This window comes from Cyanobacterium sp. Dongsha4 (assembly GCF_036345015.1).
Lineage (GTDB): Bacteria > Cyanobacteriota > Cyanobacteriia > Cyanobacteriales > Cyanobacteriaceae > PCC-10605.
Genome location: NZ_CP084098.1, coordinates 3,389,431 through 3,405,969 on the forward strand (window position 1 = coordinate 3,389,431; position 16,539 = coordinate 3,405,969).

Annotated in this window: 15 protein-coding genes and 1 other annotated feature; of the genes, 7 read left to right on the plus strand and 8 right to left on the minus strand. The window is 34.9% G+C overall.

Translation table 11 applies throughout. The annotated features are described in order from the left end of the window. Positions 1 to 97: 97 nt before the first annotated feature. A complete protein-coding gene (rplL, locus tag Dongsha4_RS14565) occupies positions 98 to 484 on the minus strand; it encodes a 50S ribosomal protein L7/L12 (RefSeq protein WP_015218046.1) in 387 nt (128 codons plus the stop codon). Positions 485 to 544: 60 nt separating this feature from the next. After that, complete coding sequence (gene rplJ, locus Dongsha4_RS14570; protein WP_330205450.1) at positions 545 to 1,084, minus strand: 50S ribosomal protein L10; 540 nt, start codon at positions 1,082 to 1,084, stop codon at positions 545 to 547. 87 nt (positions 1,085 to 1,171) lie between these two features. Continuing rightward, positions 1,172 to 1,353: a sequence feature (ribosomal protein L10 leader region), on the minus strand. Positions 1,354 to 1,547: 194 nt separating this feature from the next. On the opposite strand from rplJ, the gene Dongsha4_RS14575 reads away from it, so the two are divergent. Beyond that, positions 1,548 to 2,024, plus strand: coding sequence for a hypothetical protein (locus tag Dongsha4_RS14575; RefSeq protein ID WP_330203055.1), 477 nt, complete (start codon positions 1,548 to 1,550; stop codon positions 2,022 to 2,024). A 108-nt stretch (positions 2,025 to 2,132) separates the two neighbouring features. Here Dongsha4_RS14575 and glyA read toward each other — a convergent pair whose 3' ends face one another. Beyond that, positions 2,133 to 3,416, minus strand: a complete 1,284-nt coding sequence (glyA, locus tag Dongsha4_RS14580; RefSeq protein ID WP_330203056.1) for a serine hydroxymethyltransferase — start codon at positions 3,414 to 3,416, stop codon at positions 2,133 to 2,135. Between the two features lie 179 nt (positions 3,417 to 3,595). Between glyA and ybeY the strand changes: the two genes are divergently transcribed. Further along, positions 3,596 to 4,108, plus strand: coding sequence for an rRNA maturation RNase YbeY (gene ybeY / locus Dongsha4_RS14585; RefSeq protein WP_330203057.1), 513 nt, complete (start codon positions 3,596 to 3,598; stop codon positions 4,106 to 4,108). 176 nt (positions 4,109 to 4,284) lie between these two features. On the opposite strand, the gene ilvC is transcribed toward ybeY, so the two are convergent. Beyond that, entirely contained in the window at positions 4,285 to 5,277 is a 993-nt protein-coding gene (ilvC, locus tag Dongsha4_RS14590; protein ID WP_330203058.1) for a ketol-acid reductoisomerase, read from the minus strand. 220 nt (positions 5,278 to 5,497) lie between these two features. Here ilvC and rlmB point away from each other — a divergent pair, with 220 nt between their 5' ends. Then, positions 5,498 to 6,328, plus strand: coding sequence for a 23S rRNA (guanosine(2251)-2'-O)-methyltransferase RlmB (gene rlmB, locus Dongsha4_RS14595; RefSeq protein WP_330203059.1), 831 nt, complete (start codon positions 5,498 to 5,500; stop codon positions 6,326 to 6,328). A 101-nt stretch (positions 6,329 to 6,429) separates the two neighbouring features. Here the strand turns inward: rlmB and Dongsha4_RS14600 are convergent, their stop codons facing one another. Together Dongsha4_RS14600 and Dongsha4_RS14605 are read right to left on the minus strand one after the other, a co-directional pair. After that, entirely contained in the window at positions 6,430 to 7,611 is a 1,182-nt protein-coding gene (locus Dongsha4_RS14600; RefSeq protein WP_330203060.1) for a TRC40/GET3/ArsA family transport-energizing ATPase, read from the minus strand. Positions 7,612 to 8,014: 403 nt separating this feature from the next. After that, a complete protein-coding gene (locus Dongsha4_RS14605; RefSeq protein WP_330203061.1) occupies positions 8,015 to 10,399 on the minus strand; it encodes an HD family phosphohydrolase in 2,385 nt (794 codons plus the stop codon). A gap of 145 nt (positions 10,400 to 10,544) precedes the next feature. Here Dongsha4_RS14605 and Dongsha4_RS14610 point away from each other — a divergent pair, with 145 nt between their 5' ends. Next, positions 10,545 to 13,517 carry a glycosyltransferase gene (locus tag Dongsha4_RS14610; RefSeq protein ID WP_330203062.1) on the plus strand — a complete coding sequence of 991 codons (2,973 nt, stop codon included), beginning with the start codon at positions 10,545 to 10,547 and terminating at the stop codon, positions 13,515 to 13,517. A gap of 45 nt (positions 13,518 to 13,562) precedes the next feature. Continuing rightward, positions 13,563 to 13,949, plus strand: a complete 387-nt coding sequence (locus Dongsha4_RS14615) for a hypothetical protein (RefSeq protein ID WP_330203063.1) — start codon at positions 13,563 to 13,565, stop codon at positions 13,947 to 13,949. Between the two features lie 40 nt (positions 13,950 to 13,989). Here Dongsha4_RS14615 and Dongsha4_RS14620 read toward each other — a convergent pair whose 3' ends face one another. Continuing rightward, entirely contained in the window at positions 13,990 to 14,259 is a 270-nt protein-coding gene (locus Dongsha4_RS14620) for a MoaD/ThiS family protein (RefSeq protein WP_330203064.1), read from the minus strand. Positions 14,260 to 14,355: 96 nt separating this feature from the next. Continuing rightward, on the minus strand, positions 14,356 to 15,063 hold the full coding sequence (locus tag Dongsha4_RS14625; protein WP_330203065.1) for a C40 family peptidase: 708 nt from the start codon (positions 15,061 to 15,063) through the stop codon (positions 14,356 to 14,358). 436 nt (positions 15,064 to 15,499) lie between these two features. On the opposite strand from Dongsha4_RS14625, the gene Dongsha4_RS14630 reads away from it, so the two are divergent. Both Dongsha4_RS14630 and Dongsha4_RS14635 read left to right on the plus strand, forming a co-directional pair. Then, positions 15,500 to 15,628: a hypothetical protein gene (locus tag Dongsha4_RS14630; RefSeq protein ID WP_330205475.1), complete on the plus strand. Its 129-nt coding sequence runs from the start codon at positions 15,500 to 15,502 to the stop codon at positions 15,626 to 15,628. Positions 15,629 to 15,784: 156 nt separating this feature from the next. Continuing rightward, the gene (locus tag Dongsha4_RS14635) at positions 15,785 to 16,438 is read left to right on the plus strand and encodes a TetR/AcrR family transcriptional regulator (protein ID WP_330203066.1); all 654 of its coding nucleotides are present in this window, start codon (positions 15,785 to 15,787) and stop codon (positions 16,436 to 16,438) included. Positions 16,439 to 16,539: the final 101 nt, after the last annotated feature.

Here is a 16,539-nt window from a genome sequence, read left to right on the forward strand (position 1 = left end):
GGCTTAAAAGAGTATTAATTTTGTTTTACTGGATTTGTCCAAAAGATGGGAGGAATGAAGAATTAAATCTCCTCAATCCCCCAATAACCGAAAAATCTTACTTAACGGTTACTTTACCACCAGCTTCTTCTAACTGTTTCTTGATGTTTTCAGCTTCTTCTTTGTTGATACCTTCTTTGATAGCTTTAGGAGCAGACTCAACTAACTCTTTAGCTTCTTTCAAGCCTAAACCAGTGATAGCACGAACGACTTTGAGAACGCCCATTTTAGCATCACCGAAGCTATCGAGAATAACATCAAATTCGGTTTTCTCTTCAACTTCTTCTGCAGGAGCGGCCGCACCAGGTGCCATCATCATCATACCACCAGCAGGAGCAGCAGCACTTACACCAAATACTTCCTCGATTTGTTTAACTAACTCGGAAGCCTCTAATAAGGTTAAAGTCTTTAACTCTTCAACAATATTTGCAACTTTATCAGACATTAAATTTAATCTCCTATAAACTATGTAAACACTAAAAAATCGACACTGAAATTACGACTTTTAAGCCGCTTCTTCCTCTTGCTTGGCTCTGTAGGCTTCGATACCACGAGCAATAGAAGCAGGTACTTCCTTGACTCCGATCGCAATTTTCGCAGTAATAGAATTGATCGAACCTGCAATTTGAGCAATAAGTTGTTCTTTGGTGGGTAAATCTGCTAAAGCCTTAACCTCAGCTTCACTGAGGGCTTTACCTTCCATCACACCGCCTCTGAGGCTTGTTTTTTTGCTCTCTTTCGCAAAGGCTTGATAGGCTTTAACTGCACTACCGATGTTTTCTTCGTCCGCCAAAATAAACGCAGAAGAACCTTTTAAAAATTCGGTCATCGGTTGCCAATTTTCATCACCTTCGATGGCTTTACCCATTAAAGTATTTTTAGTTACTTTACAGATAGTTCCGCCTTCTCTTAAGCGATTACGCAAATTAGTGATGTCAGCAACAGTCAGCCCTTGATAGTCTATTACCACCGCCAAGCGAGATTTTTCTAGCAACTGTTTAATTTCAGTTACTTCTTGTTTTTTACTCTCTAATGACTTAGAAATGACTCTCACCTCCTCGGGTGTTTGATGTTCTTTTTTGCGCCATTGATTAACTCAAGGGAGTGATTAAACTTTTGATTTATTAACCAACAGACAATAAAAAAAGCCTTGCTAAAATTTGCTAGGCATTAGGTTGATGTATCGCAGTAGATTTTTACTATAGTTAGTTAATCTTAGGACAGATCGATTATTAAGATCTGTAATTTGCATCAACCTAGGCAGGATTATTAAGCTATTGCCCCTGCTGTCTTCGGCTGTCGCCAAATATAATTTAGAAATAAATTATAAGTTAGTTTAAAGACACTGACCAATTATATCTAATTTTCACCTGTTGGTCAACTAAAATGAATATCTTGGTACAATTAGCTTTCATCTCTACATCATTGACAATAAACAATCAGGGATAATATTCGTTATTTAAGTCTTAGGTGTTAAAATAAGGAAAAATTTAGATATATTAATCGTTATGATGCGAATAATTCCCCCTTTACTTTTACTATCTACCACTTGCTTAGTCTCTCTCGGTTTTTTTTCAAGCAATGTTAAAGCAGAAACTCCCTCTTGTGCGATCGCATCTGCTCAAGAATTAGAAGGGATTTGGGAATCAGATGTAACACAAGTTTTGAATAAACAAGGCTTATTGGAGGTTTCAGGAGTTTTAGAAATCAAAGCAAAAACGAATAATATTTTAGAAGGTCAATATACTTGGCAAACGAAGGAAGAAACAAAGATGGGAAATAATAGTGAGGGAGTAAAAGTTGTCGAAGATACAGAGACATTATATGGTGTTTTTAATCCCCGTAACTGTACCCTCAGAATGGTTGAAACGAAAGAGTCAGGGATTCACGAAATTACCATTCTCGATAAAAACACTGTAGAACAAATCTTTATGCAGTCTGGGGAGTATCCTGTCGTTTATATCAGAACTTTGGAAAGAAAATAAGAATTAAACATTAAGAAAAAAAGTTAGAGATGAGGAGTCAGAAGAATTAAGAAAAGTCTCTTCCTCACTCCCTATTCATTACCCATTACTTATTACCCATTACTCAAGTTAAGCTAAAGCAGGTACAGGAATCTGTAAATGAGGATAAAGAGGATAGCGATCGCACAACGCCTCTACTCTATTAATACAGTTAGCTTTCATATCTGCATCATCAGGATTGAGTAAACAATCAGCGATAATATTAGCTACTTCGGTGAAATCTTCTTCTTTTAAACCTCTAGTAGTTTCTGCTGGAGTTCCCAAACGAATACCACTGGTGACAAAAGGAGATTCAGGATCAAAAGGTACAGTATTTTTGTTGGCAGTAATGCTGATTTCTCCTAAAAGTTGATCCGCCACTTTTCCAGTCATACCGATAGAGCGTAAATCTACTAAATTGAGGTGATTATCACTACCGCCAGAAACTAACTTAAACCCTCTATTTACCAACTGATTACCCAATGCTTTAGAATTGGTGATAACTTGTCCGCAATAGGTTTTAAACTCAGGTTTTAAGGCTTCACCAAAAGCCACTGCTTTACCTGCAATTACGTGTTCTAAAGGACCGCCTTGAGTGCCGGGGAAAACAGATTTATTTAATTTTTTACCTAATTCCGCATCACGGGTCAAAATTAAGCCTCCACGAGGTCCTCTGAGGGTTTTATGGGTGGTGGTGGTAACTACATCACAATGAGGTACTGGGTTGGGATGATGTCCTGTAGCTACTAATCCTGCAATGTGAGCAATGTCTGCTAATAAATACGCTCCCACTTCATCCGCGATCGCACTAAATTTTTCAAAATCGATAATACGAGGATAAGCCGAATAACCGCAGATAATTAACTTAGGACGTTCTTTTAAAGCTAACTCACGAATTTGATCATAGTCAAGGCGTTCAGTTTCTTTACTTACACCGTATTGACACACCTCAAACCATTTACCAGAAACATTAACAGGAGAACCATGAGTTAAATGTCCACCGTGAGACAAATCCATGCCCATGATTTTATCGCCAGGGTTAAGCAGAGTTAAAAATACAGCAAAATTAGCCTGTGCGCCTGAATGGGGTTGCACGTTTGCCATTGCCGCACCAAATAACTGTTTTGCTCTTTCAATGGCTAAATCTTCCGCTTGATCAACGAATTTACAACCACCATAGTAGCGTTTACCCGGTAAACCTTCCGCATACTTATTGGTTAAAACAGAACCTTGTGCCGCCATTACCGCAGGAGAGGTAAAATTTTCACTAGCAATTAACTCTAAATGTCCTCTTTGTCTTTGTAATTCATTAGCAATAATTTCCGCTATAGCTGGATCTGTGTCGGCTAAAAATTCTAAGTTAGTTTTACTCACGTTAATTTATTACTTTAATCATAAACATACTTTATCTATAATAATTGATTTGCGATCTGCTCGACACTATCTCAATTTACCTGAGTTTAATTCACCAACCTCTAAATTGGATACAAGAAAGGTGATAAGATTAACGGAGGAATTAAGAGAAAATTACCAATACATCCTCTCGTTTTTATATGGCTTATAGTCTGGAACTTTATTTAGAAGATTTATTTTTCACCCCCCAAAATAAAATACCCTTCATCAAAGAAGAAAATTGGCAAATTTATTTGGAAAAATGGTTAAATTGTCTGGACTTGGATTTCGATTCCACAAAAATCTATGAAATGACTTTAAGACTAAGCAATGATGAGGATATAAAAAGTTTTAATACTCAATTTAGAGACAAAAATCAACCTACAGATGTTTTATCCTTTGCCGCCTTAGAAACTGACTTTCCTGATTTTGATATGGATTTAGTCACATTGGGGGATGTTATTATTTCAGTGGAAACAGCAGAAAAACAAGCCCAACTGCATCTTCATTCTTTAGAGATAGAATTATTATGGTTAGCTAGTCATGGCTTTTTACATTTATTAGGATGGGATCATCCTGACGATGAATCATTAAAAGAAATGCTAAATCTACAAAAATTTTTACTGCACACAATCGGGATTGAATCGGAATCTTTGAACGAATGGTGTGAATAAGTTACTTATGATTTGCTGAAAAATCTTCTGGTTTGGGTTGTTGGGGTGTTAGGGTGTTGAGGTATTGGGGAGAGAGGGGGGGAAATGAGTAATGAATAATGAAATAAGTTAAGAGCTTTTAATTCTTAATTATCAACTATTCACTATTCACTATTCACTAATAAAAGTGAGGCTAATTATTTTTTCAACCAGCTAAACATCGCTCTTAAGTCTTTACCAACTTCTTCGATGGTTTCTTCAGACTCACGACGACGCATGGCAGTAAATCCGGGTTTTCCTGCTTGATTTTCTAAGATAAATTCACGGGCAAATTGTCCAGATTGAATCTCAGTGAGGATTTTCTTCATTTCTGCACGGGTTTCATCGGTGATAACTCTAGGTCCTCTGGTATAATCACCATATTCAGCAGTATTAGAAATACTATTGCGCATTTCTGCTAAACCGCCTTCAACGATTAAGTCAACGATTAATTTAACTTCGTGGAGACATTCAAAGTAAGCCAATTCGGGTTGATAACCAGCAGAAACTAAGGTTTCAAAACCTGCTTTAATTAAAGCGGATAAACCACCACATAATACTGCTTGTTCACCAAATAAGTCGGTTTCGGTTTCTTCACGGAAAGAAGTTTCTAAAATACCAGCACGAGTGCCACCAATACCTTTAGCATAAGCCATAGCGCGATCGCGTGCTTCTCCAGAAGCATCTTGATAAACGGCAAATAAAGCAGGTACACCTTGCCCTTGTTCATAAGTACGTCTAACTAAATGACCCGGTCCTTTGGGGGCAATCATGATAACATCGACATCGGCAGGAGGTACAATTTGCCCAAAATGAATATTGAAACCATGAGCAAAAGATAATACTTTACCTTTAGTGAGGTAAGGTGCAATTTCTTGTTCATAAACAGTGCGCTGTACTTCGTCTGGTAATAAGACCATAATCCAGTCTGCTAAGGAAGCGGCTTCAGCTACGGAATGAACTTTTAAACCAGCAGATTCTGCAGATTTTTTAGACTTGCTACCTTCATAAAGTCCAACAATGACATTAACTCCACTTTCTTTGAGGTTTAAAGCGTGAGCGTGTCCTTGAGAGCCATAACCGATAATTGCTACTGTTTTACTAGAAATTAACTCTAATTTAGCATCATTATCATAGTACATTTGAGCCATGATTGTACCTCTAATATAAATATTTTAATGTAATTTAATAGACAAACTTTTATTGTATCATGACAGTTGAATAAGAGAGAATTAACAATTAAGGATTTAAAATGAAGAATCTCAAAAAGGTATTAGGTTTCAGGTAGCAGGTTAATGGTTTTCTTTTATTTCTGGCCGATACCCCAATCAATACACCACTCAATCATTACTCATCACTCAATTCTCAGTTATGTCGAATTTTAAACCAAAAAAGAAAAATCTGCCTTCAAAACCAAAATCTTCTGTTTCTCCTCGTTTAGAAAATATTAATACATTTGAAAATGAATTGAGTTCTGACTTGATTTATGGTTCGTATCCTGTTTTAGCCGCTTTAGAAAACGGACAACAATTAAATCGTCTTTACTTAAATTCTCGAATGCTTCATGATTCTCGCTTTGAATCTTTAATTCCTAAAGCTAAGGAAGCTGGTACTGTTATTGATGTAGTGGACAATAAAAGATTAGATCAATTAACCAACCGAGCAAATCACCAAGGAATTGTTGCCACTGTTGCCCCTTATGAGTATGTCGATTTATCGGAATTGATTGATAAAGCGAAAAGTGAAACAGAGAATCCAGTAATTATAATTGCTGACGGTATTAATGATCCTCATAATTTAGGGGCAATTATTCGCACAGCAGAAGCCTTTTCCATGCAGGGTTTAATTATCCCTCAAAGAAGGGCGGTAGGGGTTACTTCTACAGTTATGAAAGTGGCGGCTGGGGCATTAGCTTATTTTCCTGTGGCAAGGGTTGTTAATTTGAATAATGCGATCGCATCTTTACAAGAAGCAGGTTTTTGGATTTATGGCACGATGATGGAGGGTAATTCCTTACATAATACTAAATTTGAAGGTGCGATCGGTTTAGTTATAGGCTCAGAAGAAAAAGGATTAAGCCCTTCTACCGCTAAAGCCTGTGATTTTCTAGTATCAATCCCCATGACTGGAAAAACTCCCAGCTTAAACGCCTCGGTAGCTTCTGCTATTTGTCTCTATGAAATACGCCGTCAATTGATTTAGGTAGGTTTCAGGTATCAGGTGACAGGTTTCAAATTATCTTCCCCATCTCCCCATGCTTCTGAACTCCGAACCCCGAACCCTAAACCCCAAACCTTGAACTCCTAATTATTAGCAAACTTAATTTTTAAATAGTCCTCCTCCATTTTTGCACCCGAAGGATTCAAAGCCGCTAAGGCTTGAGGTAAAACTAAATTACGGCGATGATTACCAATTCTTACATTTAACTCATCCCCTGTTTTATTCAGTTTGATTTGTTGTTTAGGAATACCGGGTAAATACAATTCAAGACTATAGTTATTATTTTCTTGAACAACTCTGATAGTGTTTTCTTGATAATAAACTTTGCTAGGATCTTCGTCAGTATCATATAACGTATCTCTGAGCCTTTCTAATGCCTGCAAACCGCACATTTCTTCAGAATAGAGAGGAACTTCTTTCACAGGTAAAGGATGGAAGTTATCATAAATTTCTTTTTTGTAGATGTTTTGATTCGCCTTCCATTTTTGGAAAAAAGGATCTTCCACTTCTTCAGGAATAATACGATTAGCAATAACTAAATCCGTAGAAACATTATATAAACTCAAGTAAGCATGAGCCCTGAGAGACTCCTTAATTACCATCTTTTCAGGATTTGTAACTAATCGAACCGAAGTTTGCGTATTGTCCGTTAAAACCTTCTCCAAAGCCTCAATCTGTTGATAAAATTCATAGGGTGCATCCATTACTTCATTACTAGGTAAAGAAAATCCAGCAATAGGCTTAAAAATAGGCTCAAAAAGAGGACGTAATGCCGCAGACATACTTTGAAAAGGTTTGTAAAATCTTCTCATGTACCAACCACTAACTTCAGGAAGACTGAGTAGCCTTAAAGCAGTGCCTGTAGGGGCAGAATCGATGATTAAAACATCAAAATCTCCCTCATCATAATGTCTTTTCATACGCACCAAGCCAAAAATCTCATCCATGCCCGGAAGAATAGCTAATTCCTCAGCTTGGACACCATCTAAACCTCTAGCCTGTAAAACTTCTGTAATATAACGTTTAACTGCGCCCCAGTTGCCTTCCAATTCCATTAGTGCATCTAGTTCAGCACCCCAGAGATTTTCTCTAATTGCTTTAGGCTCATGTCCCAATTCCATATCGAAGCTATCTGCTAGAGAATGGGCAGGGTCTGTACTTAATACTAGAGTTTTATGACCCATTTGTGCACATTTTAGACCTGTAGCCGCCGCAACGGATGTTTTACCTACTCCGCCTTTTCCCGTCATTAAGATTACACGCATGATTTTTTTGATTATTGTTATGATTAATGATTGCTAGTTTCTTAAAATATAACGTTTTGTTACTATTACTATCTCAGTCCCAGATAAAATTGTTGATTTGTGGCAGGTAGTTAACAAGAAAAAAGACGTAAAAAAAAGAAAAATGTAAGCAAACCTTAATCAAATTTATTTTGAATCATTATCGATAAAATTTTATTAACTGGAGTTCGATATAAAATTTTTAGGTTAGGAAAGGGCAAAATTAAAAGGGCAAGGGGAAAAGGTAAAGAATGAAGAATTGAGAATTAAGAATTAAGAATTAAAAACTCCGAAGACTCACTACTTGTTTCCCTCTCTCACCCCCTCCCCTCATCTCCCTAACACCTGCAACCTGCAACCTGTAACCTGACACCTTTCACTAATATTAATTTCTGTCTAACGCTCCTTTTGGATAAGCGATTCTTTGATGATTAAACTGTTGCCAAACATTTACAAAGACTTCTGCAATAATTGGTAATTCCTCATATTTAATTCCACAGTCGTCTAATTGATGATCGCGCCAACGAGCTTTAAAAATCTTGTTAACCATTGCCATAGCTTGATCTGGAGTGGCATTTTTTAAAGAGCGCAAAGCCGCTTCACAACCATCGGCTAACATAACAATACCTGTTTCTCTTGATTGGGGAATCGGACCATCATAGCGAAAATCTGACTCGTTGATCATGATTTCTGGGTTATTTTCTTTCTGATTCTTGGCTTGAAAATAGAAATAAGAAATAAGTAAAGTACCTTGATGTTGAGGGATAAAATCTCTGATAGCTTGGGGCAGTCCACATTTTTTTGCCATAACAATTCCCTCGCTAACGTGTTTTTTGATAATATCAGCACTTTTCCAGGGATTATTTATCATGTCGTGCTTGTTTGGCCCTCCCATTTGATTTTCGATAAAACCGAGAGGATCGTGCATTTTGCCTATATCATGATACAAAGTACCTGCTCTGACTAATTCCACATTGCAATGCAAACGACGGGCGGCCGCCTCAGCTAAACTAGCTACAAACATGGTGTGTTGAAATGTGCCGGGGGCTTCTGTTGCCAATCTTTTTAATAAGGGGCGATTAGGGTTTGATAATTCTGCTAGACGAATAGGTGTAATTAAATCAAAAAATCTTTCTAAATAAGGGGAAATTCCCAAGGCTAAAACTGTATAAGTTAAGCCCACAGTGCCATGCCATAATGCACCGGGTAATAAAGCATACCATACAGTACCTGCGGCGGCACTACCCACCAAATGAACAATAAAATAAACACTACCCTGAGTAAATCCTACTCCTGCTCCTAATAGGGCTAATTCTTCCCTTGAATGAAGACGACTAGCCATTATACTAGCTAAAATTCCACCAGCAAAAGACGGAATTAGATATTGCCATCCCACTGTTTCAATCTGAAACATAGTTAAGCCTGTCATCAAGGTAACATGGGTTAAGGCTAAGGTTGGCCCATAAAAAGTGCTAGTTAAAAATCCCACCGCAGGTAAGGAATTGTAGCCCACATCAACAATACTAATGGCAGGAATTGAAATACTAAATAACCATATTAATACTTGATCTCTGCGCCTTAACTTTTTCTTAACACGATCTGCGATCGCCATAAAAGTAATTAAAGACACCGAAACTAAAGCACCAGAACCCAGAATCCCAGTCCAGTTAATAGTTCTACGACTCAACCCAAAATTGTCTAAAAGAATAAAATCACCTTGGGTAATTTTTTCTCCTGCATTAACAATTACTTCATTTTTTTGAATGGATACTACTACTGGTTCAATTTCTTGAGCGGCCTTTTCAGCCCTGGCGCTAGTTTTTTCTTGATCAATAATTAAATTGGGTTTTAAATTGGGCAATAATAATTTCACGCCAATATTAACCAAGTTAGGGGGTAAAGCATTTTCAAGATGAATTTGAACTGTTTGCTCCTTGATTTCTTCTGGTAATCCTGCTGAAATACCTTGAGTTAAAATGAGTTTTTGGGTTTTTAAAATTTGTTGCCGACTTTTTTGCCAAGTGTTTCTATTTAAACTAAATAAAACTTCTTTATCTGCCCTACTCAAGTTATCGAAAGAGATTTTTTGAATTTGTGATTCAATAGTCTGATATTGTTCTCTATATAGTTGTAACTGATTTAAAAGATTTTGGAATTTAACTTCATCAACTTGTTGCTTATAATTCCATAATTGTCTTACTGCGTTATTTTCTAAGTTAAGAGGTTGATTTGAATTGACATCGTTAATTATTTCTTGCCATTCATCCTGTGACAAATTAAATAAATATAATTGAACGGATGTAGAGATAATTCCTGTAGAAACTAAAGAAATATTCCGTTTTAAACTCCGTAAATTATCGATTTCTCGTAGCTGATTTTCTAAATTAGTTCTTAATCTATTAGATATATTAGTATCTTCTTGAAGTACGGGCAAAGAACCATTACGAATTTTTTTCCGTAATTCATCAGTGGTTTTTTGATCAACAAAACTACCATCACGGGGGGCAACAATTTTGGCAGGAGAGATAGTGCCAACTGCTAACTCTGGTTGATTATAGAAACGATAACTAATTAATCCCGTTAAACTGGTGACGGAAATAATAATCATTACAGGAGAATGAATCCGACAAATACAACGTAATAGAAAAGGTTGACTGTCTTCGGAGACATTATTACTACTAGACTCTGTATTAGAGGTAACAGTAGATTGATGATGAGATTTATTTTGCCAGTTTTTGATAGTTTTACCGATTAACTGTAAAGCATTCATATTAATTTAAAGTTGTATCACATCAAATGAAATTAATCTTTTAATTTTTTGATCACTCCTCTACTGAACCTTTCTTTATTATACTGAGATCTCGAATTGATAAAAATATATAAATCATTTAAGGCGGTTATACGAAATTTTTATTATGAAAATATTAATTGCAGATTTTGACTTATTCAAAAAAATAGGAGGCGGACAAACTTTTTACCGTCAAATCATCGAAAAAAATCCTCATCTTGAATTTTATTATTTAATTAACCAAGAAAATACTAACAATCCTCGACCAAAAAATGCAAATCCAATCCCTTATCAACCCATTTATGAAATTAATGATCTTAACTATTATCTTAACGTAAATCCTCCTCGTTGGACTTATCGCTCTTTTACTTTAGCTAGTAATATTGCTAACTCTGTAAAAGGTTATGAATTTGATGTTGTGGATGCACCTGATTATGAACAATATACTCTTTTCTTACGTCCAGCTTTAGAGTATCACGGGGTTAAATGTAAGAAAGTTATTCTTTCTCTACACGGAAAAATATCTACTACTTTACGGATGGATTGGTTTGGCTCTAATGAAGTAAATATTCCTCTTGATTTAGAGGAAAAAATGCAGTTTAAAACTGCTGATATTCGTTATGGAATTAGTAAAAGTTATTTACAAGAATGGGGAGAATTAGTTAATGTTAAAAGTCATTATTTTAACCCCTTACATTTTATTGATTTACCTAAAATTCAGCCTTTTAAAAATATAGATAAAAAGCCTAGTTTATATTTTATTGGTAGAACTGAAAAGAGAAAAGGAGCAGATATTTTTGTTAATTTAATTTGGTGGTTATCTCCTGATAATTATAGTGAAGCAACTATTATTGGACCTCATAGTTATAGTGAATCTGGACAATCTTCTCAAGATTTATTACAGGAGATGATTAATAAAAGATTAGTTAATATCGAAATTCAATCATCAAAACCAAGGGAAGAGTTAAAGCAAATTTTTGCTCAACCTGCTATTATTTTTCTTCCTTCTCGCTATGATACTCTTAATTTATTAGCGTTAGAATCTCTTTTTTCAGGATGTCCTACAGCTATCGGTAGTGGTGCTGGTGTTTGTCAATTTTTAGAAGAAAATTTCCCTCAATTACCTTGGATTAAAATTGATGTGGAAAATACTTATGAATGTTTACCGAAGTTAGCAGATGTTTTAGAAAATTATCAAGAATATAGAGAGAAATTAAATCAGGCGTTAATTGATATTGATACTTCTACTAATGATCCTAATTTAACAGAAATCTATCAAGCAGAAAGTAATGTTGAAAAGGATACTGCTTTGGAATTAAAACAATGGTATTTACAGTTAATTGATTATTGGCAACATCGCCCTGAAAATAACAATATTATCAAAAATACTGCTACTAAATTAATGCAAAAAATAGTTAGACCTAGTATTAGTAAATTAAAGAACAAAGCAACTAATTACGCAGAAAATAATAGAGCATCTCAGTTGATTAAATCACCTTTTATTGCCTCCCAATATCATAAAATATTTACTCTAAGTGAACAAACAGAATTAGAGATAGAAAAAAAATTGCAACAAGTTTGGAATTTTGTGGAAACTGTTGAACCAGAAGCGAAGGGAATTAAAGGAAAAATTCAGAGTGCTTTTAGAATTGATAGAGTGAGAGTTTGGCGAGAAATTGCTCGTTTAGAAAGAATGAGAAATAACGATTTAGTGGCGGCAACTTATTTGCTTAGAAGTATGCGAACTTTGGGTTATGATAAGTTTAATGAGTTACCTTATGTCTTAAAAATTTTAGAGGAAAAAGGCTTTAAATCAGAGGCAAAAGCGACAGAAGTGATGTTTAAGGACATTGATCAACAAACAGAAAATGCCTTAGATTTTCTTAATATAACTTATACTAATTTGCTAAAATATGACCGTGAAGAATATGAAATTATAGATGATAGGAGAGATAAAAATAGTTATAAAGTATCGGTAATCGTTTCTCTTTATAATGCCGCTCCTAAATTACCGTTATTTTTACGGGTTTTAGCACAACAAACTCTGGCAAAAACAGGAGAGATGGAAGTAATTTTAATGGATAGTGGTTCACCTGATGAAGAATATCAGGTATTTTTAGCCCTAGCGGATGAGTTAAAGTTACCTATCGTCTATTTTAGGTCACATAAACGGGAAACAATCCAAAAAGCATGGAATCGGGCAATTTTAGAGGTTCGATCACACTATATCACCTTTTTAGGAGTGGATGAGACGATTATTCCCGAATGTTTAGAAGTCCTTGCCGAAGAATTAGACAAAGATGAGGAAACCGATTGGGTAATTGCCCATAGTTTAGTTACCGAAGTAGATTTACAGGGTAATCATTTTCAAGATATTATGCTTTATAATCGGGCTAATTATGACCAAAATTTAGAATACTTAGAAACCTGCTACCTTTCCTTAGTAGGAGGCTTGTACAGAAAAAATATCCATGATAGATATGGTTATTATGATCCAACTTATCGGGGGGCTGGAGATACAGAATTTAAAAACCGAGTTTTGCCTCATATAAAAACAAAAATGGTCAATCGAGTTTTAGGGTTATTCTGGAATTATCCTGATGCCCGTACCACTCAAAGCCCTATGGCAGAAGTCGAGGATATTCGGGCTTGGTATCTTCATCGCAGTTTAGGGGGAGTTAAATATGCTTTTGCCAATAAAAATCCTGACGTAGTGGAAGAGTTTTTATATCGTGCGTTAGCTTATCGTAAGTCTTATTGTGGACATATTAGCAGTGATATTGAGTATGCTTACAATCTGTGTCAATTTTTGGCAGAAATTAAGCCTACATCGCCTCTATTACAATTTAAACCTAGCATTGAACAACTTTTAACCGCATATCGACAGTTAGACTGGTTAGAAAATACGGAAACTTTTACGGCGACTAAAACTCTTTGGAAAACCCGCCAATTAGCGAAAAATATAGAAGATTTACACCGAAAAATAGCCCTGAAATTAGGTAATAGTAACTTTAATCCTAACTATGATATTTTCCATGATAATCGTCATGAACAACACGCTAATCTCTGGAAAACTGAATTGAGTTTAATTAATCGCTAGAAAGTATGAAGCTATCAGCAATACTAATATATTTTTATCTAAATTATGAACAAAGCTGATCAAAATATGCCAGAAATTACAGAAGCACAAATAGAAAGGTTATATCAATTAAAGATATATGGTCGTTGGATTTTGGTTGTATGTGCTTGGATACTAATTTTACCATGGTCATTGTGGCAATTTAGAGAAACAATTTCTCTTTGTCAAGAAAGATGCACTTGGGCGGCGATTCGAGTCGGAATTGAGTTTACTCCTTTAGGCGCGTTGGGAATTGCTTTTTGTGTTGGTTTTACCACTTCTGTATTAATCTGGCAAAGTCTTCATATTCTTCGAGGGGGATTGTCGAATAAAGAAAAATATTATCTTCGTCGGGAGATAGTTAAAATTCTTCAGCAAGGGGAAAAACACTGGCTTTATCGTTATTTTCATTAAATATAATATAAGGGTGAAAACCCTTATTTAAAACTAATTTTTAGCCCCCGCTAACAGGTGGAATTAAGGCGATTTCATCTTGATCATTTAAGATAAAATTAGGTTCAACAAATTGTAAATTAACTGCAAATCTGGTGATATTTTCCCAAGGCTTTAATTCTGGTTTTTCTTTTAAAATAAAATCTTGTAATAATTGTTCAACTGTTATATTCTGTTCTAATTTAAAGGTAATTTCTCCTTTTTGATAAGTTTCTTGATAGATGGCAAATAGTTTGACTATTACTGTTATTTTATCTTTGCTTTCTTTCATTTGTTTCTGTTTCTTTATTGGATATTAACCAGAGTAAAAGATTGGCACAATAATCTCCAGATAAGGATGTTAAGAATTAATGGTAAAGCATAGACTCTAATTTCTATTTTCTGGAATAAAACTGCGATCGAGTCTTCCATAACTCCACAATTTGTGATAATAATTAAGACTAACTTGGTCTAAATCGTCTCTTAATTGGTTAATAGCAATACCATCATTACCGATTTCTTTACCTGAACTGTGAATATACTTGTCATCTCCTAAATACAAAGCCACGTGATTAACCCTTGCATCACCGAAAAAAATTAAATCTCCTATCTGTAACTCATCCCTCGATATTCTGGTGGTAAAATCTTCTTGTTGATAAGAGTCTCTGGGTAACCATACTCCTACACTAGCAAATGCACTTTGCATTAAACCAGAACAATCATAATTCGGTGCGACAGTGCCACCCCATAGATAATAATTGGGGATTTTCATGGCTTGGTAAGTAAATTCTATTACCTGAGAAATGAGGGTTTCTATTTTTTCTCTTGTGACGGAAACAGGTTGATATGGTTGAGGTGCGATTTCTAGTTCTGTTAAATTAGTTATATGTAAATAGGCACAGTATTTATCTTCTAAGGAGCAAACTTTTACTGTATTGTTGACTATATCATGGGAAAGGACTTTTAAATATCTGCCTTTTTTTAATTGGGTAGCTAATTCTTTACAGTCGGGTTGGGCATATAAATTTAAGTTAGTTAAACAGATATATTCTCCTGTAGGAGATGAGGGTAATAAATTGGATAATTTAGGATTCATAAAATTTAGATAGGTTTCAGGTTTCAGGAGTTGGTGTGTTAGGGTATTGGGGAGAAGTTAATTAAACACTTTTGCCTTTTGCCCTCCTCCCTCTCGAGCAGGGTTTTTTTATTTTCAAATTTTAACTATCTTTTTTTATCTCATTTTTTCTTTTTTCCCCTTAATCTTAGACTTAAGATTAAATTTTAACCTTTTTTATTTTGTTTTAATTTTTCTGTCTTTATTTTTCCTTTTTTCCCCATGTTTATCTCTGTCTATCTTGTTTTCAATACACTCTAGATTTTTTTCTTTTCTATTCTTTTGAGCATTACTGACTTTTACTGGGAGCATTCCGGTTATGCAGTAATCAGAAATACTGAGTTTAATTTCGCTATTAAGATAAGCACAGCGTAAATGAAGAATTTATGGAGAGAGAGAATTTATTGGTAAACAATGGTTGACGGTTGACATATCTGATGATGGACAGGTTTATGTTTCAACTCTACGTTTACAAGATGAAGAATTACTGATTGTGATTAGCAATGATTGCCCACAAACAGCTATTTTTGACTATGGAAAAAGATGAGCAATTGAGACTCTATTTGGAATGTTTAAGACAAGATGGATTTAGATTTAAACAATCATCAATTTATTGAATGTTTAAAATTTTTGTCCTGTACTTAGCCAAATTATATTAAAAATACTAGATATGATCATTATTTAAAACTTTTTATTTACCCATATGCCAACTCAAACTTTTTTTAATTTAACAGAAGCAAAGCAACAAATAATTATTCAAAAATCCCTCGAACAATTTGCAAGTCACAGTTATGAAGCGGTTTCTATATCGAGAATTGTGCAAGAAGCAAGAATTGCTAAAGGCAGTTTCTATCAATATTTTCAAGGAAAAGAAGACTTATATTTATACTTAGTGGATATTGGTATTGCTAGACAAAAATCTTTTATTGAAAATGCCGATTTACCCTCTATTGAAAATGGATTTTTTCCCTATTTAAGATCACTACTAAAAACAAGTCTTGATTTTCAAATAAGTCATCCCCATTTTACACAAATTTTGTTTAGATTACCCAATTACGGTGATATACCTTTCCGTGACGAAGTTTTTCACCGCACAAAAGCTGTTTCGATTGCCTTTATCAAAGAAAAAATCGAATATGCGATCGCACTTGGACAATTACCAAAGTATATTAACCCCGATATGGTAGCTTTTATGATTGTAACATTAGGTAACGAATTAAGACAATTTATCCCCAGACATTTAGGAATAAAAATTGGAACATTAGTTAAAGAAGATGCACCATTAGATATTAATGCTATTAATAAAACCCTTGACGATTTTGTCAATACCCTTGAAAAAGGTATCGGTAAAAATTGAGAAAGATAGTTTGTGTAGGTTAATAAAATAGTTGGTAAATTAGAGTGACTAAGAGTCTTATTACATGATTTCCCTCGGCAATATAGGTGTCAGGCATCAGG